The organism is Bacillus sp. FSL R5-0560, assembly GCF_037966305.1.
Classification (GTDB): domain Bacteria; phylum Bacillota; class Bacilli; order Bacillales; family Bacillaceae; genus Bacillus; species Bacillus mojavensis.
This window is the reverse complement of sequence record NZ_CP150195.1, coordinates 2,535,023-2,558,815: the sequence shown is the minus strand read 5'-3', so window position 1 is coordinate 2,558,815 and position 23,793 is coordinate 2,535,023. Positions and strand designations below refer to the sequence as shown.

The 23,793-nt window shown below is 45.5% G+C and carries 24 protein-coding genes; 21 read left to right on the top strand and 3 right to left on the bottom strand.

The genetic code is table 11. From position 1 onward, the window contains the following. Nucleotides 1-11 precede the first annotated feature (11 nt). The 12 genes from yqhY to spo0A all read left to right on the top strand — a co-directional run bounded on the left by yqhY (nucleotide 12) and on the right by spo0A (nucleotide 12,509). Nucleotides 12-419, top strand: a complete 408-nt coding sequence (gene yqhY, locus NST56_RS13520; RefSeq protein WP_010334891.1) for a fatty acid biosynthesis protein YqhY — start codon at nucleotides 12-14, stop codon at nucleotides 417-419. Nucleotides 420-684: 265 nt separating this feature from the next. Then, nucleotides 685-1,080, top strand: a complete 396-nt coding sequence (gene nusB, locus NST56_RS13515) for a transcription antitermination factor NusB (RefSeq protein WP_010334890.1) — start codon at nucleotides 685-687, stop codon at nucleotides 1,078-1,080. Nucleotides 1,081-1,091: 11 nt separating this feature from the next. Continuing rightward, entirely contained in the window at nucleotides 1,092-1,943 is an 852-nt protein-coding gene (gene folD / locus NST56_RS13510; protein ID WP_010334889.1) for a bifunctional methylenetetrahydrofolate dehydrogenase/methenyltetrahydrofolate cyclohydrolase FolD, read from the top strand. A gap of 138 nt (nucleotides 1,944-2,081) precedes the next feature. Next, nucleotides 2,082-3,425 carry an exodeoxyribonuclease VII large subunit gene (gene xseA / locus NST56_RS13505; protein ID WP_286058327.1) on the top strand — a complete coding sequence of 448 codons (1,344 nt, stop codon included), beginning with the start codon at nucleotides 2,082-2,084 and terminating at the stop codon, nucleotides 3,423-3,425. Further along, the gene (locus NST56_RS13500; RefSeq protein ID WP_010334887.1) at nucleotides 3,425-3,679 is read left to right on the top strand and encodes an exodeoxyribonuclease VII small subunit; all 255 of its coding nucleotides are present in this window, start codon (nucleotides 3,425-3,427) and stop codon (nucleotides 3,677-3,679) included. The genes xseA and NST56_RS13500 overlap by 1 nt, the downstream gene beginning before the upstream one ends. Next, complete coding sequence (locus NST56_RS13495; RefSeq protein ID WP_010334886.1) at nucleotides 3,669-4,559, top strand: polyprenyl synthetase family protein; 891 nt, start codon at nucleotides 3,669-3,671, stop codon at nucleotides 4,557-4,559. Before NST56_RS13500 ends, NST56_RS13495 begins: the two co-directional genes overlap by 11 nt. 178 nt (nucleotides 4,560-4,737) lie before the next feature. Then, nucleotides 4,738-6,639, top strand: coding sequence for a 1-deoxy-D-xylulose-5-phosphate synthase (gene dxs / locus NST56_RS13490; RefSeq protein ID WP_010334885.1), 1,902 nt, complete (start codon nucleotides 4,738-4,740; stop codon nucleotides 6,637-6,639). Then, nucleotides 6,636-7,481 carry a TlyA family RNA methyltransferase gene (locus NST56_RS13485; protein ID WP_339177108.1) on the top strand — a complete coding sequence of 282 codons (846 nt, stop codon included), beginning with the start codon at nucleotides 6,636-6,638 and terminating at the stop codon, nucleotides 7,479-7,481. Before dxs ends, NST56_RS13485 begins: the two co-directional genes overlap by 4 nt. 96 nt (nucleotides 7,482-7,577) lie before the next feature. Next, a complete protein-coding gene (gene argR, locus NST56_RS13480) occupies nucleotides 7,578-8,027 on the top strand; it encodes an arginine repressor ArgR (protein WP_010334883.1) in 450 nt (149 codons plus the stop codon). 35 nt (nucleotides 8,028-8,062) lie between these two features. Beyond that, nucleotides 8,063-9,793, top strand: a complete 1,731-nt coding sequence (gene recN, locus NST56_RS13475; RefSeq protein WP_339177104.1) for a DNA repair protein RecN — start codon at nucleotides 8,063-8,065, stop codon at nucleotides 9,791-9,793. Between the two features lie 359 nt (nucleotides 9,794-10,152). Continuing rightward, nucleotides 10,153-11,430 carry a SpoIVB peptidase gene (spoIVB, locus tag NST56_RS13470; protein WP_268505001.1) on the top strand — a complete coding sequence of 426 codons (1,278 nt, stop codon included), beginning with the start codon at nucleotides 10,153-10,155 and terminating at the stop codon, nucleotides 11,428-11,430. 275 nt (nucleotides 11,431-11,705) lie between these two features. Further along, nucleotides 11,706-12,509, top strand: a complete 804-nt coding sequence (gene spo0A, locus NST56_RS13465) for a sporulation transcription factor Spo0A (RefSeq protein WP_168748210.1) — start codon at nucleotides 11,706-11,708, stop codon at nucleotides 12,507-12,509. Nucleotides 12,510-13,075: 566 nt separating this feature from the next. Here spo0A and NST56_RS13460 read toward each other — a convergent pair. Both NST56_RS13460 and NST56_RS13455 read right to left on the bottom strand, forming a co-directional pair. Then, entirely contained in the window at nucleotides 13,076-14,194 is a 1,119-nt protein-coding gene (locus NST56_RS13460) for an NADH-dependent flavin oxidoreductase (protein ID WP_339177100.1), read from the bottom strand. Between the two features lie 72 nt (nucleotides 14,195-14,266). Continuing rightward, nucleotides 14,267-14,401 (bottom strand): hypothetical protein, encoded by a 135-nt coding sequence (locus tag NST56_RS13455; RefSeq protein WP_168748207.1) that lies wholly within the window; start codon nucleotides 14,399-14,401, stop codon nucleotides 14,267-14,269. A 327-nt stretch (nucleotides 14,402-14,728) separates the two neighbouring features. Between NST56_RS13455 and NST56_RS13450 the strand changes: the two genes are divergently transcribed. The 9 genes from NST56_RS13450 (at nucleotide 14,729) to prpB (ending at nucleotide 23,372) form a co-directional block, all read left to right on the top strand. Then, nucleotides 14,729-15,022 (top strand): hypothetical protein, encoded by a 294-nt coding sequence (locus NST56_RS13450; RefSeq protein ID WP_339177096.1) that lies wholly within the window; start codon nucleotides 14,729-14,731, stop codon nucleotides 15,020-15,022. 22 nt (nucleotides 15,023-15,044) lie between these two features. Next, the gene (locus NST56_RS13445; protein WP_268449550.1) at nucleotides 15,045-15,665 is read left to right on the top strand and encodes an N-acetylmuramoyl-L-alanine amidase; all 621 of its coding nucleotides are present in this window, start codon (nucleotides 15,045-15,047) and stop codon (nucleotides 15,663-15,665) included. An 89-nt stretch (nucleotides 15,666-15,754) separates the two neighbouring features. After that, nucleotides 15,755-16,498 carry a glycerophosphodiester phosphodiesterase gene (locus tag NST56_RS13440; protein ID WP_168748205.1) on the top strand — a complete coding sequence of 248 codons (744 nt, stop codon included), beginning with the start codon at nucleotides 15,755-15,757 and terminating at the stop codon, nucleotides 16,496-16,498. A 122-nt stretch (nucleotides 16,499-16,620) separates the two neighbouring features. Next, nucleotides 16,621-17,802: an acetyl-CoA C-acetyltransferase gene (locus tag NST56_RS13435; RefSeq protein WP_268505004.1), complete on the top strand. Its 1,182-nt coding sequence runs from the start codon at nucleotides 16,621-16,623 to the stop codon at nucleotides 17,800-17,802. Nucleotides 17,803-17,826: 24 nt separating this feature from the next. Continuing rightward, on the top strand, nucleotides 17,827-18,693 hold the full coding sequence (locus NST56_RS13430; protein ID WP_339177086.1) for a 3-hydroxybutyryl-CoA dehydrogenase: 867 nt from the start codon (nucleotides 17,827-17,829) through the stop codon (nucleotides 18,691-18,693). Nucleotides 18,694-18,721: 28 nt separating this feature from the next. Then, entirely contained in the window at nucleotides 18,722-19,861 is a 1,140-nt protein-coding gene (locus NST56_RS13425) for an acyl-CoA dehydrogenase (protein WP_010334872.1), read from the top strand. A 31-nt stretch (nucleotides 19,862-19,892) separates the two neighbouring features. After that, the gene (gene mmgD, locus NST56_RS13420) at nucleotides 19,893-21,017 is read left to right on the top strand and encodes a citrate synthase (RefSeq protein WP_339177083.1); all 1,125 of its coding nucleotides are present in this window, start codon (nucleotides 19,893-19,895) and stop codon (nucleotides 21,015-21,017) included. Between the two features lie 14 nt (nucleotides 21,018-21,031). Then, a complete protein-coding gene (locus NST56_RS13415; protein ID WP_026014738.1) occupies nucleotides 21,032-22,450 on the top strand; it encodes a bifunctional 2-methylcitrate dehydratase/aconitate hydratase in 1,419 nt (472 codons plus the stop codon). Between the two features lie 16 nt (nucleotides 22,451-22,466). Further along, complete coding sequence (gene prpB, locus NST56_RS13410; protein WP_339177080.1) at nucleotides 22,467-23,372, top strand: methylisocitrate lyase; 906 nt, start codon at nucleotides 22,467-22,469, stop codon at nucleotides 23,370-23,372. A gap of 35 nt (nucleotides 23,373-23,407) precedes the next feature. On the opposite strand, the gene NST56_RS13405 is transcribed toward prpB, so the two are convergent. Continuing rightward, the gene (locus tag NST56_RS13405; protein WP_010334868.1) at nucleotides 23,408-23,650 is read right to left on the bottom strand and encodes a DUF2627 domain-containing protein; all 243 of its coding nucleotides are present in this window, start codon (nucleotides 23,648-23,650) and stop codon (nucleotides 23,408-23,410) included. Between the last annotated feature and the right edge of the window lie 143 nt (nucleotides 23,651-23,793).

Genomic DNA, 23,793 nt, shown 5'->3' with positions numbered 1-23,793 from the left:
AGGTGAATTGAATGAAAGACAACAGCTTGCTTAAGATGGATCATGAAGACACGCATTTAGGTAAGGTTGAGATCGCGCCGGAAGTCATTGAGGTGATTGCCGGTATTGCGGCTTCTGAAGTTGACGGCGTTGCTGAAATGCGCGGAAACTTTGCGACAGGCGTCGTCGAGCGCTTCGGCAAAGTAAACCATGGCAAAGGTGTAAAAGTCGACTTGGCGGATGACGGAATTACGATTGATGTCTACTGTGTTGTCGCATTCGGCGTTTCTATTCCGAAAGTCGCAGCGGCCGTTCAGGAAAACATTCGTCAAACCTTATTAAATATGACGTCTCTTTCAATTAACGAGATCAATATTCACATCGTCGGCATTCAATTTGACACAAAAGCCCAGGAAGTCGAAATCGACGAAGAAATGTAAAATGGCTTAATAGGAAACCAAGGGGAGGGCGGCCCTTTGGTTTTTTTACACGTTACCCTTTATTTCAAAGCATGAAGAAAGCCGGCTCAAGTCAGCCGAGTTTCTTCATGATCGTGAAATCCGAATGATCATATAAAGGTTTGTAAAAATATTCGGTAATAGGGTCAAAAAACCTTGATTTCAATATGCGGATACGAAAAAAATATGTTATGATCTCTTTATGGCTTAACGACAAGCAGATAAAGAGGATCAAAGGAGAAAGAAAATGAAAAGAAGAACAGCAAGAGAAAAAGCTTTGCAGGCACTATTTCAAATTGATGTCAGCGATATTGCAGTGAATGAAGCCATTGAACACGCATTAGATGAAGAAAAGACAGATCCTTTCTTTGAACAGCTTGTACACGGGGTATTGGAACACCAGATTCAGCTGGATGAAATGATTTCGAAACATCTGGTGAATTGGAAGCTTGATCGGATTGCCAATGTTGACCGTGCGATTTTGCGTCTGGCAGCATACGAAATGGCATATGCCGAAGACATTCCGGTAAATGTCTCCATGAACGAAGCGATTGAGCTGGCGAAACGGTTTGGTGATGACAAAGCGACAAAATTTGTAAACGGGGTTCTTTCTAACATTAAATCTGATATTGAACAATCATAGGAGGAAAGAAAATGACTGCAACAATCATCGACGGAAAAGAAACGGCAAAAGAAAAACGCGAACAATTGGCAAAAGAGGTAGAAGAGCTTAAAAAGCAAGGCGTCACTCCCGGCCTGGCGGTTATTCTGATTGGAGATGACCCAGCTTCTCATTCTTACGTGCGGGGAAAGAAAAAAGCGGCAGAAACAATGGGCATGAATTTTAAGCTTGATCAATTCGACAGCAGCCTCACAGAAGCTGAACTGCTTTCGATTATTGACAAATACAATGAAGACCCTGAGTTTCACGGAATTCTCGTTCAGCTTCCGCTTCCAGACCATATTTCTGAAAAAGCGGTGATTGAACGTATTTCTCCTGATAAGGATGTAGACGGTTTTCATCCGTTAAATGTAGGGAAAATGCTATTAGGTGAAGATACATTTCTTCCTTGCACGCCGCACGGAATTGTTGAGCTTTTGAAGAAAACCAATATTGACCTTTCCGGTAAAGAGGTTGTTGTAGTCGGCCGAAGCAATATTGTCGGTAAACCTGTCGGCCAGCTTTTATTAAATGAAAACGCGACAGTGACATACTGTCATTCAAGAACAAAAGATATATCTGAACATACGAAAAAAGCGGACATCCTGGTGGTGGCGGTCGGTAAAGCCAACTTTATCACTGCTGACCAGATAAAAGAAGGCGCCATCGTAATTGACGTCGGCGTTAACCGTTTGGAAAGCGGAAAGCTTTGCGGAGACGTAGAGTTTGAAGGAGCGAAGGAAAAAGCATCCTTTATTACACCTGTTCCAGGCGGAGTCGGTCCTATGACCATCACGATGCTTGCGCATAATACTGTTAAATCTGCGAAACGTACGTTATTATAGATCTTTGGAGATATTCAGAGATGGAACAAAGCACTGCCTCTGGATAATGAGCACGATACCCGCTTCTTCAGGCTCCTTAAGCCAGGGCGGGTTTTCTTTAGTTATGGTGCAGGAATGCTTACGAGAGGAGTTTGAGACATGGGTGAAACAGCGTATGTTACTGTCTCAGCGCTGACAAAGTATATAAAACGAAAATTCGATGTAGATCCTCACCTTGAAAATATTTGGATTAAAGGCGAATTATCGAATGTAAAAATACACACGAGAGGCCATATTTATTTCACATTAAAAGATGAAAACGCCCGGATGCAGTCGGTCATGTTCGCCAGACAGAGCGAGCGTCTTCCTTTTAAACCGGAAAATGGGATGAAAGTGCTGGTGAGAGGCGGAATTTCCGTATACGAACCGAGCGGAAACTATCAATTATATGCAAAAGAAATGCAGCCTGACGGGGTCGGAGCGCTTTATTTAGCGTATGAAGAATTAAAAAAGAAGCTAGCCGGAGAAGGTTTATTTGACGAACGCTACAAAAAACAAATCCCCGCATTTCCAGCCACAATCGGGGTTGTGACATCACCCACAGGTGCTGCTGTCAGAGATGTCATTACAACTCTAAAAAGAAGATATCCCCTTGTAAAAGTCATTGTACTTCCAGCGCTCGTTCAGGGCGAACATGCGAGCAGATCCATCGTTAGGCGCATTGAAGAGGCGAATGAAAAACAGATGTGCGACGTATTAATTGTCGGAAGAGGCGGCGGATCAATTGAAGAACTGTGGGCGTTTAACGAAGAAATCGTAGCGCGTGCGATCTTTGCTTCCAACATACCGATCATATCAGCTGTCGGCCATGAGACGGATTTTACCATCAGTGATTTTGTTGCGGATATCAGAGCGGCGACACCTACAGGGGCAGCTGAGATTGCAGTGCCGCATACCACTGATTTAATGGAACGGACGAAAACGGCGGAAGTCAGGATGTCAAGAGCGATGCAGCAGCATCTCAACCAAAAAAAAGAACGGGTTCAAACACTTCAATCCTCATATGCATTTCGCTTTCCTAAGCGGCTGTTTGAGCAAAAAGAGCAGCAGTTTGACCTTGCTTACCAGCAGTTTCAAGCTCAGCTTACCGCTCTTTTGGACCGGAAAAGCAGACAGCTTGAGCGCGAAACTTACAGATTAGAGGCGCTGCATCCCCATGAACAGCTGAAGCAGGCCAGAAAACGGTATGAGGATCAAACGAATCAGCTTAAAAAAAATATGAATATCCAAATGAAGCAGCTGCATTCTCAGTTTCAAACCGTTCTGGGCAAGCTGAATGCGTTAAGTCCCCTTCAAATTATGGAAAGAGGATACAGCTTGGCTTATAAGGAAGATGAACTCATAAAAAGCGTCAGTCAGGTAGAAGAGAAAGACCAGCTGGAGGTAAAGCTGAAGGATGGCGTGCTGACCTGTGAAGTATTAAATAAGAGAGGGGAAGAATAATGACAGACATGAAAAAAAATGAAAACATGACGTTTGAAGAAGCGATGAAAGGCTTAGAAAGCATTGTATCAAAGCTTGAAGAAGGCGATGTGCCTCTGGAGCAAGCAATTAACTACTTTCAAGAAGGAATGGCCCTTTCAAAAATGTGCCATGAAAAGCTTCAAAAAGTAGAGAAGCAAATGGACTTCATTTTAAAAGAAGACGGCGAACTGGCACCTTTTAGTGTTCAGGAGGAAGACGAAGGTGACAAATAAATTAGCTAGTTTTCTGGCGGAGCGTAAAAAAGCGGTTGAAGAACAGCTCTTTGTATATACAGAAAACCTTAATATCCCGGATTCATTAAAGAAATCTATGCTGTATTCCCTTGAGGCCGGAGGAAAGCGGCTGCGGCCTCTCATCGTGCTGGCGGTTTTGAATGCATACGGAAAAAGTGAAAAAGACGGTATCCCAGTCGGGTGCGCTGTTGAAATGATTCACACGTATTCCTTAATTCATGATGATCTGCCTTGCATGGACGATGATGATCTGCGCCGCGGAAAACCGACAAACCATAAAGTATTTGGTGAAGCCACGGCTGTTTTAGCGGGAGACGGGCTGCTTACGGAAAGCTTTAAGCTGATTACGTCCCATGTGTCAGACGAGGTATCTGCTGAGAAGCGACTTCGTCTTGTGAATGAACTGATTTCAGCGGCGGGAACCGAGGGCATGGTCGGGGGGCAGATCGCCGATATGGAAGCAGAAAATCGTCAGGTCACGCTTGAAGAACTTGAATCCATTCATGAACGGAAAACAGCCAAACTGCTCGGTTTTGGCGTCATCGCCGGCGCTATTTTGGCGGATGCACCTGAGGAAGAAATTGAAACATTGCGCGCCTTCAGCAGCCACATTGGAATCGGTTTTCAAATCAGAGACGACATTTTAGATGTAGAAGGCAGTGAAGAGAAAATCGGCAAACGTGTCGGCTCGGATACAACGAACGAAAAATCAACGTATCCGTCACTTCTGTCACTGGAAGGGGCCAAAAAGAAATTGGACGGTCACATAGAAGAAGCAAAGCGCTTGATTGGCGGTCTCTCCCTTCAAAAAGACCTTTTGTATGAGCTTTGTGATTTAATTGCGGCAAGAGACCACTAAAACGATCCTTATTTGAAGCGGCTGCACGACATATGGTAAAATGTAAGCAGTTTCGATGAAAAAACAAAAGGAAGAGCGCGTTTGTCTTTTTTTATGCCTGAGAAATGATCTGAGTTCAGCTCGGCATTTAAGACATATATCAATGCAGAAATTCATGCTGAAAGTGAGTTGATCCGCTTTGGATCTTTTATCAATACAGGACCCGTCGTTTTTAAAAAACATGTCCATTGATGAATTAGAGAAATTAAGTGATGAAATCCGTCAGTTTCTGATTACGACTTTATCGGCTTCTGGCGGACACATTGGCCCTAATTTGGGTGTTGTTGAGCTTACCGTTGCATTGCATAAGGAATTTAACAGCCCGAAAGACAAGTTTTTGTGGGATGTAGGTCATCAGTCTTACGTCCATAAGCTGCTGACGGGCCGGGGAAGAGAATTTGAGACCCTTCGACAATATAAAGGGCTTTGCGGATTCCCGAAGCGGAGCGAAAGCGAACATGACGTATGGGAAACCGGGCATAGCTCAACTTCCTTGTCAGGTGCGATGGGAATGGCGGCCGCTCGCGATATTAAAGGAACGGATGAGTTTATCATTCCGATTATCGGTGACGGTGCGCTGACCGGCGGAATGGCGCTTGAAGCGCTGAACCATATCGGTGATGAGAAAAAAGACATGATTGTTATCCTCAACGATAATGAAATGAGTATCGCTCCGAACGTCGGTGCAATTCATTCTATGCTCGGACGTCTGCGAACAGCCGGGAAATACCAATGGGTGAAAGATGAGCTTGAATACCTGTTTAAGAAGATTCCGGCTGTTGGGGGCAAGCTTGCCGCCACGGCAGAACGTGTCAAAGATAGCCTGAAGTATATGCTTGTCTCAGGCATGTTTTTCGAGGAACTCGGATTTACTTATTTAGGCCCTGTGGACGGACATTCTTATCATGAGCTGATTGAGAATCTTCAATACGCTAAAAAAACCAAAGGCCCTGTCCTGCTGCATGTGATCACCAAAAAAGGAAAAGGGTACAAACCTGCTGAAACCGATACGACCGGTACGTGGCATGGAACCGGCCCATATAAAATTAATACAGGTGACTTTGTAAAACCAAAAGCCGCAGCGCCTGCATGGAGCAGCCTTGTCAGCGGCACAGTACAGCGAATGGCACGTGAGGACGGGCGAATCGTGGCGATAACACCGGCAATGCCTGTGGGTTCGAAGCTTGAAGGCTTTGCGCAGGAATTTCCTGACCGAATGTTCGACGTCGGCATTGCAGAGCAGCATGCGGCTACAATGGCAGCCGCTATGGCATTACAAGGCATGAAGCCGTTTCTGGCTATCTATTCAACCTTCCTGCAGCGTGCATATGACCAGGTTGTTCATGACATCTGCCGTCAAAACGCCAATGTGTTTATCGGAATCGACCGCGCCGGATTAGTCGGTGCAGACGGAGAGACGCATCAAGGCGTATTTGATATCGCGTTTATGCGCCACATTCCAAATGTGGTCTTAATGATGCCAAAGGATGAAAATGAAGGGCAGCATATGGTTCATACAGCGCTGAGCTATGACGGCGGTCCGATCGCCATGCGTTTTCCGCGCGGAAACGGCCTCGGCGTCAAAATGGATGAACAGCTTAAAACGATTCCAATCGGCACGTGGGAGGTGCTGCGTCCGGGTAACGACGCGGTCATCTTAACATTTGGAACAACAATTGAAATGGCGCTTGAAGCTGCTGAAGAGCTGCAAAAAGAAGGCCTTTCCGTACGCGTCGTCAACGCGCGATTCATTAAGCCGATTGATGAAAAGATGATGAAGGACATACTAAATGAAGGATTGCCGATTCTAACGATTGAAGAAGCGGTCTTAGAAGGCGGATTTGGAAGCGCGGTTTTAGAATTCGCTCATGACCAGGGGATGTACCATACGCCGATCGACAGAATGGGCATACCGGATCGATTTATAGAACATGGAAGCGTAACGGCGCTTCTTGAAGAAATCGGATTAACGAAACAGCAGGTGGCAGACCGAATTCGATTGCTGGCACCGCCCAAGACACATAAAGGAATTGGATCATGACGGCTAAGAAAGAACGATTAGATGTATTACTAGTGGAAAGAGGGCTTGCGGAAACGCGGGAAAAAGCGAAACGGGCCATTATGGCAGGAATCGTGTATTCGAATGAAAACCGCTTGGACAAGCCTGGTGAAAAAATTGACCGCGAGCTTCCGTTGACCATCAAAGGAAACCCGCTGAAATATGTGAGCAGAGGCGGCTTAAAGCTTGAAAAAGCATTGAAAGAATTTCCTGTCTCTGTTCAGGAGAAAATTATGATTGATATCGGTTCCTCCACCGGCGGCTTTACGGACTGTGCTCTGCAAAACGGCGCAAAACAGTCGTACGCGGTGGATGTGGGCTACAACCAGCTTGCATGGAAGCTAAGACAGGACGAACGCGTCGTTGTGATGGAACGCACGAATTTTCGTTATGCGACTCCGGCAGACTTCACAAAGGGCATGCCGGAGTTTGCTACGATTGATGTATCCTTTATTTCACTTCGGCTGATCCTGCCTGTTTTAAAAACATTGCTTGTACCAGGCAGCGATTGTATTGCGCTTGTCAAGCCTCAGTTTGAAGCAGGCCGGGAATCCGTCGGCAAAAAAGGCATTGTCAGAGATCCGAAGGTGCATGAAGATGTCCTGCGGTGTATGGTCAGTTTTTCGGCTAGCGAGGGCTATCTCTGCAAAGGCCTGTCATTTTCTCCAATTACGGGAGGAGACGGAAATATTGAATTTCTCCTTCACTTGCAGTGGCCGGGTGAAGGTCAAGAAGGCGCAGGCTTGCCTGAAGAGGAAATCAGCCGCATAGTGGAAGAAGCACATAGGACGTTAAAAGAAAAAAAAGCAGATGTACCGGAATAATAGGGCGCTATTATTCCTTTTTTCTGCATTCATGTACTTTTTACGGAGAATCATATACCATATAAGAACAGATAAGCTGGAAATAGAGGTGCTTACATGAACAAAGGCCAGAGGCATATCAAAATCAGAGAAATCATTACAAGCAATGAAATCGAAACCCAAGATGAATTGGTTGACATGCTGAAGCAGGATGGATACAAGGTCACACAAGCCACGGTTTCACGCGATATTAAAGAGCTTCACCTTGTGAAGGTGCCGACAAATAATGGCTCATATAAATACAGCCTACCGGCGGACCAGCGTTTCAATCCGCTGTCTAAGCTGAAACGGTCACTGATGGATGCTTTTGTGAAAATAGATTCAGCAAGCCATATGATTGTGCTGAAAACCATGCCAGGCAATGCCCAGGCAATCGGAGCGCTGATGGACAATCTGGACTGGGACGAAATTATGGGGACCATTTGCGGAGATGACACCATCTTAATTATTTGCCGGACTCCTGAAGATACCGACGGCGTAAAAAGCAGGCTCCTAGAGCTGCTGTAAAGGAAATCTAACAAAGATAAGAGGTGTAATGCTGTTTGTTAGCTGAATTATCGATTAAAAACTTTGCCATTATTGAGGAACTGACGGTTTCTTTTGAACGCGGGCTTACGGTTTTAACAGGAGAAACCGGAGCCGGCAAATCCATCATCATAGATGCCATTTCACTTTTAGTCGGTGGCCGCGGCTCATCTGAATTTGTCAGGTATGGAGAAACAAAAGCCGAGCTTGAAGGGCTGTTTCAGTTAGACAGCGGCCATCCCGTTTTTGACGTTTGTGCTGAACAGGGGATTGACGTTTCAGATGAAATGATCGTCATGAGAAGGGATATCAGCACGAACGGAAAAAGCGTATGCCGGGTAAATGGCAAACTTGTAACGATTGCGTCGCTAAGAGAAATCGGCAGGCTTTTATTAGATATTCACGGGCAGCACGATAACCAGCTGTTAATGGAGGACGAAAATCATCTTCAGCTATTGGACAAGTTTGCGGGAGCCGAAGTGGAAAGCGCACTTCAAGCATATCAGGAAGGTTATCAGCGCTACATGAAGCTGCTTAAAAAGTTGAAGCAGCTTTCTGAAAGTGAGCAGGAAATGGCGCACCGGCTTGATCTGATTCAATTTCAGCTGGAAGAAATTGAATCAGCAAAACTCGAACTGAACGAAGATGAGCAGTTGCAAGAAGAGCGTCAGCAAATTTCAAATTTTGAGAAAATATTTGAATCACTGCAAAATGCTTATAATGCGCTGCGCAGCGAGCAGGGCGGTCTGGACTGGGTCGGAATGGCGTCGTCTCAGCTTGAAGATTTATCCGATATTAACGAACCGCTGCAAAAACTGTCTGAGAGTGTTTCGAACTCCTACTATCTTTTGGAGGACGCTACATTTCAGATGAGAAATATGCTGGATGAGCTTGAATATGACCCGGAACGATTGAATTTTATTGAGGCGCGTCTTAATGAGATTAAGCAGCTAAAGCGGAAATACGGGGCAACAGTTGAGGATATTTTAGAATATGCTTCTAAAATTGAAGAAGAGATTGATCAAATTGAAAACAGAGACAGCCATCTTCAGAGCCTGAAGCAGGAGCTCGATTCGGTTGGTAAAGATGTTGCAGTAGAAGCGGCAAACGTTTCCCGAATCCGAAAATCATGGGCGAAAAAGCTGGCTGAGGAAATCCATCGTGAACTGAAAAGCTTATATATGGAAAAGTCGACTTTTGATACGGAGTTTAAGGTTAGAACAGCAACCCGCGGTGAGGAAGCGCCGGTTGTAAACGGGCAGCCTGTTCAGCTCACTGAACAAGGGATTGATCTGGTGAAGTTTTTGATTTCTACCAATACGGGGGAGCCGCTGAAATCTCTTTCTAAAGTTGCTTCCGGTGGAGAGCTGTCAAGGGTCATGCTTGCCATTAAAAGCATTTTCTCCTCACAGCAGGACGTTACCTCGATTATATTTGACGAGGTAGATACAGGCGTAAGCGGCAGGGTCGCTCAGGCTATTGCTGAAAAGATTCACAAAGTATCAATGGGATCACAAGTGCTTTGCATTACGCACCTGCCTCAGGTGGCAGCCATGGCCGATACCCATCTTTACATTGCGAAAGAATTAAAAGACGGAAGAACGACGACGCGTGTAAAGCCGCTGACTAAACAAGAGAAGGTGGCGGAAATCGGGCGCATGATAGCAGGAGTCGAAGTCACAGACTTAACAAAACGCCATGCGAAAGAGCTGTTAAAACAAGCGGATCAAGTCAAAACAACTGGATAAGCTGCGCAATATGCGCAGCAGCTTCAGCGTGCTGACAAACCCTCGCAATCGTTGTCAAGTCTAAGCGACGGTGCTCACGAATGACAGCACCCGCCCTTTCTAGACTTCAAGGGTTTTCAATCACGCTGAAAGGATGACAAAAGTTTAAAACTTTATTCGATTTTAAACTTTTGTCAACAGTCTAAAGCTGCGCATATGCGCAGCTTATTTTTTTGTATACTCATCCATTCATTCATCAGTATATCCAATGTTTTTCTTTATATGACAGTTATAAATAAGGGCTGAGAAGGCAAAAGTAATGATGTAGCAGCAATTCATAAAGAAGGTGTGGGGTAGGAGCGAGGAGAGTGAAGTAGTGAATGCCGGATAACATTAGAAAAGCAATAGGTTTAATTCTCCTTGTTTCGTTATTAAGTGTAGGTTTGTGCAAACCATTAAAAGAGTATTTACTGATTCCAACGCAAATGAGAGTATTTGAAACCCAAACACAAGCGATTGAAACGAGTTTATCTGTAAACGCCCAGGAAAAATCATCAGAAGCGTTTACAGTTGAGAAAGACCCGCATGAAATCAAAGTCACAGGCAAAAAATCAGGCCAGTCAGAATTAGTATATGATCTTGCCGGATTTCCAATCAAAAAAACAAAAGTGCAAGTTCTACCGGATTTAAAAGTCATACCGGGCGGCCAATCGATCGGTGTCAAACTTCATTCCGTGGGAGTGCTTGTCGTCGGATTTCATCAAATTAACACAAGCGAAGGGAAAAAATCCCCTGGTGAATCGGCAGGTATTACAGCAGGCGACATTATTATTGAGATGAATGGACAGAAAATTGAAAAAATGAATGATGTTGCCCCGTTTATTCAAAATGCGGGAAAAACCGGAGAGTCTCTTGATTTGCTGATCAAACGTGATAAACAGAAGATCAAAACAAAGCTGATTCCTCAAAAGGATGAAGCTGAAGGCAAATACCGAATCGGTTTATATATCAGGGATTCTGCCGCAGGCATCGGCACAATGACCTTTTATGAGCCGAAAACAAAAAAATACGGAGCGCTTGGCCACGTGATCTCCGATATGGATACGAAAAAACCAATTGTCGTGGAAGATGGAGAAATCGTCAAATCGACTGTAACATCAATTGAAAAAGGGACAGGCGGAAATCCTGGAGAAAAACTGGCGCGATTTTCCTCTGAACGCAAAACGATCGGGGACATTAACAGAAACAGCCCATTTGGAATCTTCGGCACGCTGCATCAGCCGATTAAAAACAAAATCTCAGACAAGGCGCTGCCGGTTGCCTTTTCAAATGAAGTGAAAAAAGGGCCTGCTGAAATCTTAACGGTCATTGATGATGATAAGGTAGAAAAATTTGATATCGAAATCGTCAGCACGACACCTCAAAAGTTTCCGGCTACAAAAGGAATGGTCTTAAAAATTACCGATCCAAGACTGCTGAAGGAAACAGGCGGCATTGTACAAGGCATGAGCGGAAGTCCAATCATTCAAAATGGAAAGGTCGTCGGCGCCGTTACCCATGTGTTTGTCAACGACCCGACAAGCGGCTACGGTGTGCATATTGAATGGATGCTGTCTGAAGCAGGAATCGATATTTACGGAAAAGAAAAAGCAAGCTAACTGCCGGAATTCCGGCAGTTTTTTTGCTTTTCTCCCTCTTCACTTCTCATCATACATACGTTAAAATGAACAAAAGAAGATTTTTCGACAAATTCACGTTTCCTTATTTGTCAAATTTCATTTTTAGTCGAAAAACAGAGAAAAACATAGAATAACGAAGATATGCCACTATTATTGTTAGTTATGATTTTTTTTAGAGGGTATATAGCGGTTTTGTCGAATGTAAACATGTAGCAAGGTGGAATCCTGTTAACTACATTTGGGGAGGAAGAAACGTGGAGAAAATTAAAGTTTGTGTTGCTGACGATAATCGAGAGCTGGTAAGCCTGTTGAGTGAATATATAGAAGGACAGGAAGACATGGAAGTCATCGGAGTTGCTTATAACGGACAGGAATGTCTGTCGCTATTTAAAGAAAAAGATCCTGATGTGCTCGTCTTGGACATTATTATGCCGCATTTGGACGGACTTGCTGTTTTAGAGCGACTGAGAGAATCAGAGCTGAAAAAACAGCCAAACGTCATCATGCTGACAGCCTTCGGACAGGAAGATGTCACGAAAAAGGCCGTCGATTTGGGAGCGTCCTACTTTATTCTCAAACCGTTTGATATGGAAAACCTTGTCGGCCATATTCGCCAGGTCAGCGGAAATGCCAGCAGTGTGACGCATCGCGCGCCGTCATCACAAAGCAGCATTATACGCAGCAGCCAGCCTGAACCAAAAAGGAAAAATCTCGACGCGAGCATCACAAGCATTATCCATGAAATCGGCGTCCCTGCACATATTAAAGGCTATCTCTATCTGCGTGAAGCGATCTCAATGGTGTATAACGACATCGAACTGCTCGGCAGTATTACAAAAGTCCTCTATCCGGACATCGCCAAAAAATTCAATACAACCGCTAGCCGTGTAGAGAGAGCGATCCGCCACGCAATTGAAGTGGCATGGAGCAGAGGGAATATTGATTCCATATCCTCATTGTTCGGTTATACAGTCAGCATGACGAAGGCAAAACCTACAAATTCAGAGTTCATTGCAATGGTTGCGGATAAGCTGAGATTAGAACATAAGGCTTCTTAAGCATGATCAGCAAAAGCACTTAAATCAAACGTCTTTTATTTATTGGTTTCCACTGATAAATAGGAGGCGTTTTATTTTTGGATAAATCTGTTATAATAAATGCGGAAGATTGATGACTATTTGGTTTATACGCTTGGAGTGATCAAAAATGCGTGAACCGTACGGGCTGCTAATCGCTATATTTATTCTTTCGCTTTGTGTCAATTCAAACATCGTTGTGGAGTCACACAAAATAGGCATGCTGATTGACTTCATTTCATTTGCTGCAATGGTCGTATGTATATTCGTTGGTTGGACCATGAGAAACAGAAAGGTAAAAACGGATTGAAACCCTTTACGCTGGATGTTCGTAGGATAAAGAGCAATTAAAGTATATAGGAGACATACGCAGAAAAAAACAGAAAACGTGACGGACTGCTGTTCGATTTTCTAACCGAAGGAATTGGTCAGCTTCTCATTTTGCAGTTTGAATATTTGCACAAATTATTCGATTGACGAAAAGGACCCTTTCCTAAGGGTCTTTTTTTATAAAAAAGACTGCCGAATATTCCGGCAGTCACATCAAATTAATCTTTATAAGGAACCCATCCACGTGTGTTCACAATCGCTTGCCATAGCGGCTCAGGCAAGTGATATTTTTCTTTGTCTGTGCCTTTTATCACAGTTTCAATTTGTTTTTCGCGTCCTTCTTTTACTTTTACAGCCCAATCAGGATCCACTAAAATTTCACGCCCCATCGCCACCAGCGGGATATCGTTTTCAAGCACAGCAAGCGCGTCATCAGCAGAATGGATGGAACCAACAGCAATCAGCGACACCTTGTGTCCGACACGTTCATTCAATAAGTCCATACGTGTACGTGTTGGGTCTGCGCCGCGGCGCGCTTTGGAGTTGACGTCCATCAATGAAATATGGAGGTAATCCAGTTCTTTTTCTACTAAGGCATCAACAAGCGTGAAGGTTTCTGTCATTGTCAGTCCCGGTGTATCTGGCTCTTCCGGAGACAGACGGTAGCCGACTAAAAATGCACCCTTCGCGTGATCAGCAATTGCTTGTTTCACCTCATCCACAATAGCAAGCGGGAAGGCTAATCGTTTCTCGTCGCTTCCTCCCCAGCGGTCTGTGCGCTGATTTGTTTTTGGAGAATAAAACTGCTGAATCAAGTAGCCGTTTGCACCGTGAATTTCGACACCGTCAAATCCGGCTTCAATGGCACGTCTTGTCGCTTCTCCAAAAGCCTTCACAATGTTTTGAACCTCTGCCTCTGTCAATGCACGGGCAATTTGTTTACCGTTATCAAACACGTCACTTGGCGCAACAACATCCTGATTCGGAACAAGCTCAGGAGGACATTCAATTCCGCCGTGATGAATTTGCACAATCGCTTTTGACCCTTGTGCTTGAATGGCTTGCGCTAATCTTTTTAGCCCGGCAATATTTGAGTCGTCATGGATGGCTGGCTGTCCGGGAAATGCTTTTCCATCAGGCGTGACGTTTGCGCATGCTGTAATCACCATTCCCATTTCTTTTGAACGGGGGATGATGTAGTCCAGCTCCGCTTCAGAAATCGTGCCGTCCTCGTTGGAAGAATAATGGGTCATTGGAGCAACCGCGATCCGGTTGTCAATCGTAACGCCGCTTCGAAATGTAAATGGTTCAAAGAGCGGTTTGTACTTTGGATTCATAAAATCATCTTCTTTCGTTTGGATTCGCACATATTCTAGCCTATATGTAAAATTTGATGCAATCAATCTGCTTCACCGGCTGAATATCTTGAGTGCCGAATGTGGTTTTCTGCGCTCTTTTTCGGGGCTCTTGTAGCCGTCTTTGATTTGATGGCGAATGGAGCAAGTGATGACCTCCGCGGCTAGCATCAAAACGAATTTTTTCATGAGCTTTATCTTCTTTCTGTAAAGTAAATATTCTTTAAAAGCTTACGCCTGTCCAACCCTTCCGTCAAACCATCTGCTCACTCTATTCATCAATTTTTTTAAAATGAATAAAAAGTTGCTTCTTTCCTCTAATTTTTTCTAAAATGCAGCTCTTTTAGAGACATCTTCATAGACAGATCCGCTTGCTTTCTTTCTAACAACAGGAAATCAGCAGGTCAGATAGCCCTTTTGAAAATAATGGAAACGTCGTGCCGGCTTTCGTGCCAGCTTTACAAATCCGACATTCTGGTCAAAGATAAAAGCCAAACATCAGGAAGAGGTGATCATGTGAAACAAACTGGTCTATTTCTGTTAACTGTGCTGCTGCTTTCCGGATGCAGTATTGCAAGCGCAGATGATTCAGTCCCAAAGTTTACAGAAGAGGGAAAATACATTGGTTCGGCTGATCCTCATACAATTGCCGTCTCCCTTAACGGAGAAGAAACCATGATACAAGTTCCAAGGGACAAACGCGACGATTGTGAGGACCTGCCAGATCACACAAATGTCCAGGTGAAATATACAAAAAAAGAAAACGGAACCTTACAGCTGGAAGATATTCAGCTGCAAAAGAACTCGTAATGACAGACCGGAGGGAGAAACGTTGAAAATGTTATGGAGGAGTTTAGCGATATGCGGATTGGCTTTTATGCTCGCGCCCTGTGCACAAGCGGCAGAGCCGATAGCAGGGAAAACGGTATATATTGATGCCGGTCATGGTGGCAAAGACAGCGGGGCAGTCGGAAACGGGCTGTTAGAGAAAAATATTAATTTGGCTGTCTCCGGTCATGTTGTGGACAAGCTGAAAGCGGAAGGAGCAATTCCTGTCGCTACAAGGATGGATGATCATTTTCTGACCTTGGAGGAAAGAGTGGCAAAAGCAAGTGCAAACCATGCTGATCTTTTTGTCAGTATTCATGTGAATTCGGGCGTTTCCTCTGCTTCAGGCACGGAAACGTACTTTCAGTCTGATTATGAAGCGGAAAACAGTCAGCGGCTGGCATCAGATATTCAGTCAGAGCTGGTATCATCCTTGCAAACAAGAGACAGGGGTGTGAAAGAATCAGATTTTTATGTCATTACATATTCAAAAATGCCGAGCGTGCTGGCTGAGCTTGGATTTATAACAAACAGCTCTGATGCGGACAAGCTTGGGAGTGAAGAATATCAAAAAAAAGCTGCTGACGCGATTGTCGCCGGAATTGACTCTTATTACGCACAGTAGTCAGAGTACAAAAACACTTCATTCTAGAGTGACAAGGCCTAAATCAGTATAATAGAGAAAACGGGCAACTTTAGGCTTGAGGTGAAACAATGACAAAGATTTTTGCCCATCGGGGGGCATCAGGTCATTATCCCGAAAATACAATGATTGCATTTGAAAAAGGGATTGAAAACGGAGCGGATGGAATCGAGCTAGATGTTCAGCTGACAAAAGACGGACATATTGTTGTTATTCATGATGAAAGGCTTGACCGGACGACATCCTTAAAAGGTTTCGTAAAGGACACGAGGTACGATGTTTTGAAAACCGCTGATGCGGCTGCCGGTCATCAACAAACAGTCGGCGATGTAAGGGTGCCGCTGCTTGAAGACGTGCTCTCGTGGGCGGAAAAAAAGGATTTTCTGATTAACATTGAATTGAAAAATAGCGTGATCCGCTATGAAGGAATGGAAGAAAAAGTGCTTGAGACAGTAAAGCGATTTAAAATAGAAGAAAGAACGATTCTGTCCGCATTTAACCATGAAAGCTTAGCGTTATGCGGCCGGCTGGCACCCCATATTGAACGGGCGGTGCTGACCTCAGATGTGCTATATCAGGCTGATCAATATGTAAAATCCATTCCGGCAGCCGGCTACCACCCAAAGCTGCATAGCCCGGCGGTAACGGATGAAGTGCTGCAGCAAATGCGAAATAGCTCGATTAAGGTAAGGCCTTATACAGTCAATCGGCCAGACGATATGGAGCATTTGATGAAAATGAGAGCAGACGGCATTTTCACAGATTTTCCTGAGCGGGCTGCTGCCATCGCTAAGAAATTGAATAGAACAAATTAGTTTTCAAGAAGGCTGCCGGTGCAGCCTTCTTTTTCATTCATTCATACCTGTTTCAAAGCATACATTCATAGAAGACACCCAGAAATGTAAGCGCTGTCTATCTTTTGATTTGAGGTGAAACCATGAGGAAAACAGTCATTGTAAGTGCCGCAAGAACCCCGTTTGGCAAATTTGGAGGTGCGTTAAAAGAAGTAAAAGCTGCTGAACTCGGGGGCGCTGCTATGAAAGAGGCGTTAAAGCGTGCCGGAGTCTCTGGAGATCAGGCGGAAGGCGCCATCATGGGTATGGTTGTCCAAGCCGGTGCGGGCCAGATACCTTCCCGGCAAGCTGCCCGTATAGCCGGACTGCCTTGGAGTGTGCCATCGGAAACACTAAATAAAGTTTGCGCCTCTGGCCTTCGCGCTGTCACTCTATGTGACCAAATGATTCGGGCGCGTGATGCGGACATTCTTGTTGCCGGAGGCATGGAGAGCATGAGCAATATTCCGTATGCTGTTCCCGCTGGCCGCTGGGGGGCACGGATGGGTAACGGGGAGCTGAGGGATTTAATGGTTTACGACGGATTAATGTGCGCTTTTGATGAAGTGCACATGGCCGTTCACGGAAATACGGCGGCCAAGGAATATGGCATTTCACGTAAAGAGCAGGATGAATGGGCCCTTCGAAGTCATAAGCGGTCGGCTGCTGCGGTCGATGAAGGAAAGTTTGATGATGAAATTGTTCCTGTCAGCTGGCTTGGCCGGAAAGGAAAAACAAACATTGTTGACAAAGATGAAGCGATTCGCCGCGATACTACTCTCGATCAGCTTGCGAAACTTTCTCCGATTTATTCGAGTGACGGATCCATTACAGCCGGCAATGCGCCGGGAGTCAACGACGGAGCGGGAGCATTTGTATTAATGTCTGAGGAAAAAGCCGCTGAACTTGGAAAGCGTCCTCTTGCAACCATTCTTGGTTTTTCAACAGCCGGAATGCAAGCGCATGAGCTTGCGGCGGCCCCGGGATACGCAATAAACAAGCTGCTGAAAAAGACCGGCTTTACATTACAGGATATTGACCTTTTTGAAGTCAATGAAGCATTTGCTTCTGTTGTATTAACATGTGAAAAAATCGTTGGGTTTGATCTTGAACAAGTAAACGTCAATGGCGGAGCAATTGCACTGGGCCACCCGATCGGTGCTAGCGGTGCGAGAATTTTGATGACACTTGTGTACGAATTAAAGCGCCGGGGAGGTGGACTGGGGATTGCTGCTATTTGCAGCGGAGCGGCTCAGGGAGACGCTGTCTTGGTTCAAGTTCATTAAACATTGACGGAGAAGGGGATTTGAATGGAAATCAAACATATCATGGTAGCCGGCGCCGGACAAATGGGAAGCGGAATTGCCCAAACAGCGGCTGAAGCCGGCTTTTATGTGCGGCTGTATGATTTGAATCCTGAGGCAGCGGAAACGGGGTTTCAGCACATAAAAAAGCATTTGACCCGCGATGCTGAAAAAGGAAGAAAGACGGAAGCAGAAGTGAAGGCTGTTATCAGCCGTATTTCTCTTTCCCCGGCGCTGGAGGAGGCGCAGCATGCGGATGTTGTGATTGAAGCAATTGCAGAAAGCATGACGGCAAAAACTAAATTGTTCAAAAACCTTGATCTTATTTGCCCGGCTCATACGCTTTTGGCCAGCAATACATCCTCCTTGCCGATAACAGAAATTGCAGCTGTCACAAACCGACCTGAACATGTCATTGGCATGCATTTTATGAACCCCGTTCCTGTGATGAAACTGGTTGAAGTCATTCGCGGGCTGGCGACATCAGATAAAACTGCGTTAGCCATTATTGCATTAGCGGAAAAAATGGGGAAAACGCCGGTCGAAGTCAATGATTTTCCCGGATTTGTCTCCAACCGTGTGCTTTTGCCAATGATCAATGAAGCCATCTATTGCCTTTATGAGGGGGTAGCTGAGCCAGACGCAATAGACCAGGTTATGAAACTTGGTATGAATCACCCGATGGGACCCCTTAAGTTAGCTGATTTTATCGGGCTGGATACATGTTTGTCGATTATGGAAGTCCTTCACTCCGGGCTTGGTGATTCCAAGTACCGCCCTTGCCCGCTGCTTCGTAAGTACGTCAAAGCAGGGTGGCTCGGCAAAAAGAGCGGACGCGGTTTTTATCATTACGGCGAGGAGAAGAATACCTGAAGTCAATTCCAACCCGGGGGTGGCCAAGTTGCATTTAACCCAAGAGCAAGTCATGATGCGAAAGATGGTGCGTGATTTTGCCCGAAAAGAAATTGCTCCTGCTGCGGAGGTCATGGAGAAAACAGATGAATTTCCATTTCAGCTAATGAAGAAAATGGGTGAACACGGCTTGATGGGAATACCAGTGCCGGAACAATATGGCGGCGCTGGAGCGGACGTTGTTTCTTATATTTTGGCCATTCATGAGATTTCTAAAATCAGCGCGGCGGTCGGTGTCATTCTTTCGGTTCATTCCTCAGTGGGCACAAATCCGATTTTGTACTTCGGAAACGAAGAGCAAAAAGTGAAGTATATACCGAAACTCGCCTCAGGAAACTATTTGGGTGCATTTGCGCTGACTGAGCCTTACTCTGGATCGGATGCCGGGAGCCTTCGCACCACAGCAATCAAAAAGAACGGCAAATATATTTTAAACGGATCGAAAATCTTCATAACGAACGGGGGTGCCGCTGACCTCTATATTACGTTTGCTTTAACTGCCCCAGGCCAAAACAGGAACGGGATTTCGGCTTTTATCGTTGAAAAGAACACACCTGGTTTTACAGTCGGCAAAAAAGAAAGAAAGCTGGGGCTTCACGGTTCCAACACAACAGAGCTGATATTTGAAAATGCGGAAGTGCCGGAAGAGAACTTACTGGGCCAAGAGGGGGATGGATTTAAAATCGCAATGGCGAACCTGAATGTGGGGCGCATCGGCATTGCAGCACAAGCGCTGGGAATCGCAGAGGCTGCCCTGGAATATGCGGTTGCTTATGCGAAACAGCGTGTCCAATTCAACAGGCCTATCGCAGCCAATCAAGGCATATCGTTTAAGCTCGCCGATATGGCGACAAGAGCAGAGGCTGCAAGGCACCTTGTCTATCATGCGGCAGATCTCCATACCCGCGGTCTGGCCTGCGGAAAGGAAGCGTCCATGGCTAAACAATTTGCTTCTGATTCAGCAGTGAAAGCTGCACTTGAGGCAGTCCAGATATATGGAGGATATGGTTATATGAAGGATTATCCGGTCGAACGGCTGCTTAGGGACGCAAAGGTAACACAAATTTATGAAGGCACAAATGAAATTCAAAGACTCATTATTTCCAAGCACCTGCTTGGCACAATCTGACAGATAATAACGCAAAGCGGAGGTTGAGGATATGGATGGTAAACAGCATTTTTCTCCAGGTCTTGACGGGGTCGTCGCAGCAGAAACGAATATTTCTTATCTTGACACACAGTATAGTCAGATATTGATTCGAGGCTATGATTTAATAGATCTTTCAAAAACCAAAAGCTATCTTGAACTGGTGCATCTATTGCTGGAGGGGAGGCTGCCGGCTGACAATGAAACGGAAACGGTCAAAGGGAAGGTCAACAGCGCTTCAAACCTGCCGGCTGACATTGTCCGTCTGCTTGAGCTGCTGCCTGAACATACTCATCCGATGGATAGTCTGCGAACCGGGGTGTCAGCTCTTGCCGGCTACGACAGCCAAATTGACGATCGATCGCCTTCTGCAAACAAGGAGCGCGCCTATCAGCTTTTAGGAAAAATGCCTGCTCTCACAGCAAGCAGCTATAGAATGATAAATAAAGGAAAATCGGTACCCCCGCTTCAGCACCTATCCTACAGCGCGAATTTCTTATACATGATGACGGGAAAAATACCATCCGCATTGGAAGAGCGGATCTTTGACCGTTCACTTATCCTGTACAGCGAGCATGAGATGCCAAATTCAACCTTTACAGCCAGGGTGATCGCCTCAACACAATCGGATCTTTATGGCGCATTGACAGGAGCTGTAGCATCTTTGAAGGGAAATCTACATGGCGGCGCAAACGAAGCGGTCATGTATATGCTCTTAGAGGCAAAAACAACGCCTGATTTTGAACAAATCCTGTTATCAAAACTGAGAAAAAAAGAAAAAATTATGGGCTTCGGCCACCGGGTGTACATGAAAAAAATGGACCCGAGAGCGCTTATGATGAAAGAAGCGCTTCAGCAACTATGCGATCAAGCCGGCGATCATCGCTTATATGAAATGTGTGAAGCGGGGGAGCAGCTGATGGAGCGGGAAAAAGGGCTTTATCCGAATTTGGATTATTATGCCGCCCCGGTGTATTGGATGCTTGGCATACCAATTCCATTGTATACGCCTGTTTTTTTCAGTGCGAGAACGGCAGGCTTGTGCGCACATGTGATGGAACAGCATTCCAATAACCGCTTGTTCCGCCCTCGTGTCCGCTATACCGGCCCCCGATATGAGAACAAATCAAAATCATGAAAGGAATTGGTCGAATGCTGAAAACGGATCATGTCATGGAAGAAATAACAGACTATGTGCTTGAGAAAGAGATTACGAGTTCAGAAGCGTTTACAACGGCAGGTCACGTTTTGCTTGATACACTCGGCTGCGGGATTTTAGCGCTCCGCTATCCCGAATGCACCAAGCTGCTCGGCCCGATTGTCCCCGGAACCCTAGTGCCAAACGGAAGCAGAGTGCCGGGAACGTCATATGTTCTTGATCCTGTACGGGCAGCATTTAACATAGGGTGTATGATCCGCTGGCTTGATTACAACGATACGTGGCTTGCTGCGGAGTGGGGGCATCCGTCAGATAATTTGGGCGGCATTCTTGCGGCGGCTGATTATGTATCAAGAGTGAGGCTGTCTGAAGGAAAAGAGCCATTAACGGTCCGTGACATCCTTGAAGCGATGATTAAGGCTCACGAAATTCAAGGTGTGCTGGCGTTAGAAAACAGCTTAAACCGAGTCGGTCTTGATCATGTGTTGTTTGTCAAGGTGGCAACGACGGCTGTAGCCGCAAAGCTGCTGGGCGGCGGTAGGGAAGAAATCAATCATGCGCTTTCGAATGCTTGGATTGACAATGCAGCCTTGAGGACATACCGGCATGCACCTAATACAGGCTCGCGCAAATCGTGGGCCGCAGGAGATGCGACCAGCAGGGGCGTTCATCTCGCACTGATGGCGTTAAAAGGCGAAATGGGTTATCCGACAGCTTTGACCGCTCCGGGATGGGGCTTTCAAGACGTATTATTCAATAAGAAAGAGATCAAGCTTGCCCGCCCGCTTGACGCTTATGTCATGGAAAATGTGTTGTTCAAAGTCTCTTATCCTGCGGAATTCCACGCCCAGACAGCGGCAGAGTGTGCCGTCATTCTTCATCCGCAGGTCAAAGACCGTATCGATGAAATTGACCGTGTTGTCATCAGAACGCATGAATCAGCTATTCGCATCATTGATAAAAAAGGCCCTCTGCATAATCCGGCGGATCGCGATCATTGTCTGCAATACATCACAGCGATTGGTTTAATATTCGGTGATATCACTGCACAGCATTATGAGGCAGATACGGCAAGTGATCCAAGAATAGATAAGCTTCGAGAAAAAATGGAAGTAACTGAAAACAAAGCATATACTGAAGATTACCTCAAACCAGATAAACGCTCCATTTCAAATGCCGTTCAGATTCATTTTAAAGACGGAACGAGTACAGAGATGGTTGAATGTGAATTTCCGCTGGGGCATCGTTTTCGAAGAGAAGAGGCTGTGCCAAAATTGTTAGAAAAGTTTTCTGCGAATCTCAAAACCCATTTTTCTGAGAAACAGCAAAACCATATTTACAAGAACTGCACCAGTTATGAAACATTGCAAACCATGCGTGTAAACGATTTTGTCGATATGTTCTGTATGTAAAAGGAGGACTCGCATCATGTCTTGGATCGTCAATAAGCAATCGTCACAAGAAGAGCTTGCTGAACGCTTCCGCAAGCTGATGTGTGCGCCGGAAATATTGCAAATTCCCGGCGCTCATGACGGGATGGCCGCCTTGCTTGCGAAGGACGCCGGTTTTTCTGCCTTATACTTATCGGGTGCGGCTTATACGGCCAGCAGGGGGCTGCCTGATCTCGGAATTGTTACGTCGGCAGAAATGGCCGAACGGGCAAAAGATCTTGTCCGCGCAGCAGACCTGCCTTTGCTCGTTGATATCGATACGGGCTTTGGCGGGGTATTAAACGCTGCCCGCACTGCCCGCGAGATGTTGGAGGCAAGAGTGGCAGCTGTGCAAATAGAGGACCAGCAGCTTCCGAAAAAATGCGGACATTTGAATGGCAAACAGCTTGTCACGGCTCAGGAATTGGCGCAAAAAATAAAAGCCATCAAACAAGCGGCGCCATCACTTGTCATTGTCGCCCGTACAGATGCAAGGGCGCAGGAAGGACTTGCATCCGCCATAAAACGCGCTTCGGCTTACATTGAGGCGGGAGCGGACGCAATTTTCCCGGAAGCACTTCAAACGGAAAACGAATTTCGCGAGTTTGCTAAACAGATCCCTGTCCCGCTTCTTGCCAATATGACGGAGTTTGGGCAAACGCCCTATTATCATGCTGATGAATTTGCTGCTATGGGGTTTCAGATGGTGATCTATCCTGTCACCACGCTCAGAGCTGCGGCAAAGGCTTATGAACGGATGTTTAGCCTGATAAGGGAGCGCGGGTCGCAAAAAGAAGGGCTTGATGATATGCAGACGCGTAAGGAACTGTATGAAACGATTTCTTATTATGATTATGAAGCGCTGGACAAAACGATTGCCAAGACTGTCTTGCCTGATGAATAGTGCGAACAAAAAAGCCGGAGCACGCTCCGGCTTTTTTACATCTTTTGTTTTCTGAATCGCGGACTGACTTGATTGCGTTTTCTGTCTCTGTACAAGATGAACCCGGCCAGCACATACAGGCCGAAAACAAAAAAGATAAATCCTGATAAACCTTGGAGCCAAAGAGAAGAAAACGGCTTTACCGTATGGCCGAAAAGCATATCTCTCATCAGTTTAATGCCCATAGCAGAAATGGCGCCGGGGAGCACTAAAATCAAAAGCGCAAAAAGTCGGCTCATGTTCAGAAAACCCCTTTATTTTTCATTTCCTTTATTGTCCAGCGGAAAAAATATTTTGTCAAGAGAAGAAAACGTGGTAACATAGGGTTGTGCAAATTATTGCAACGGAAAAAACAGGTATGCAAATTTTTTCATACAAAGGG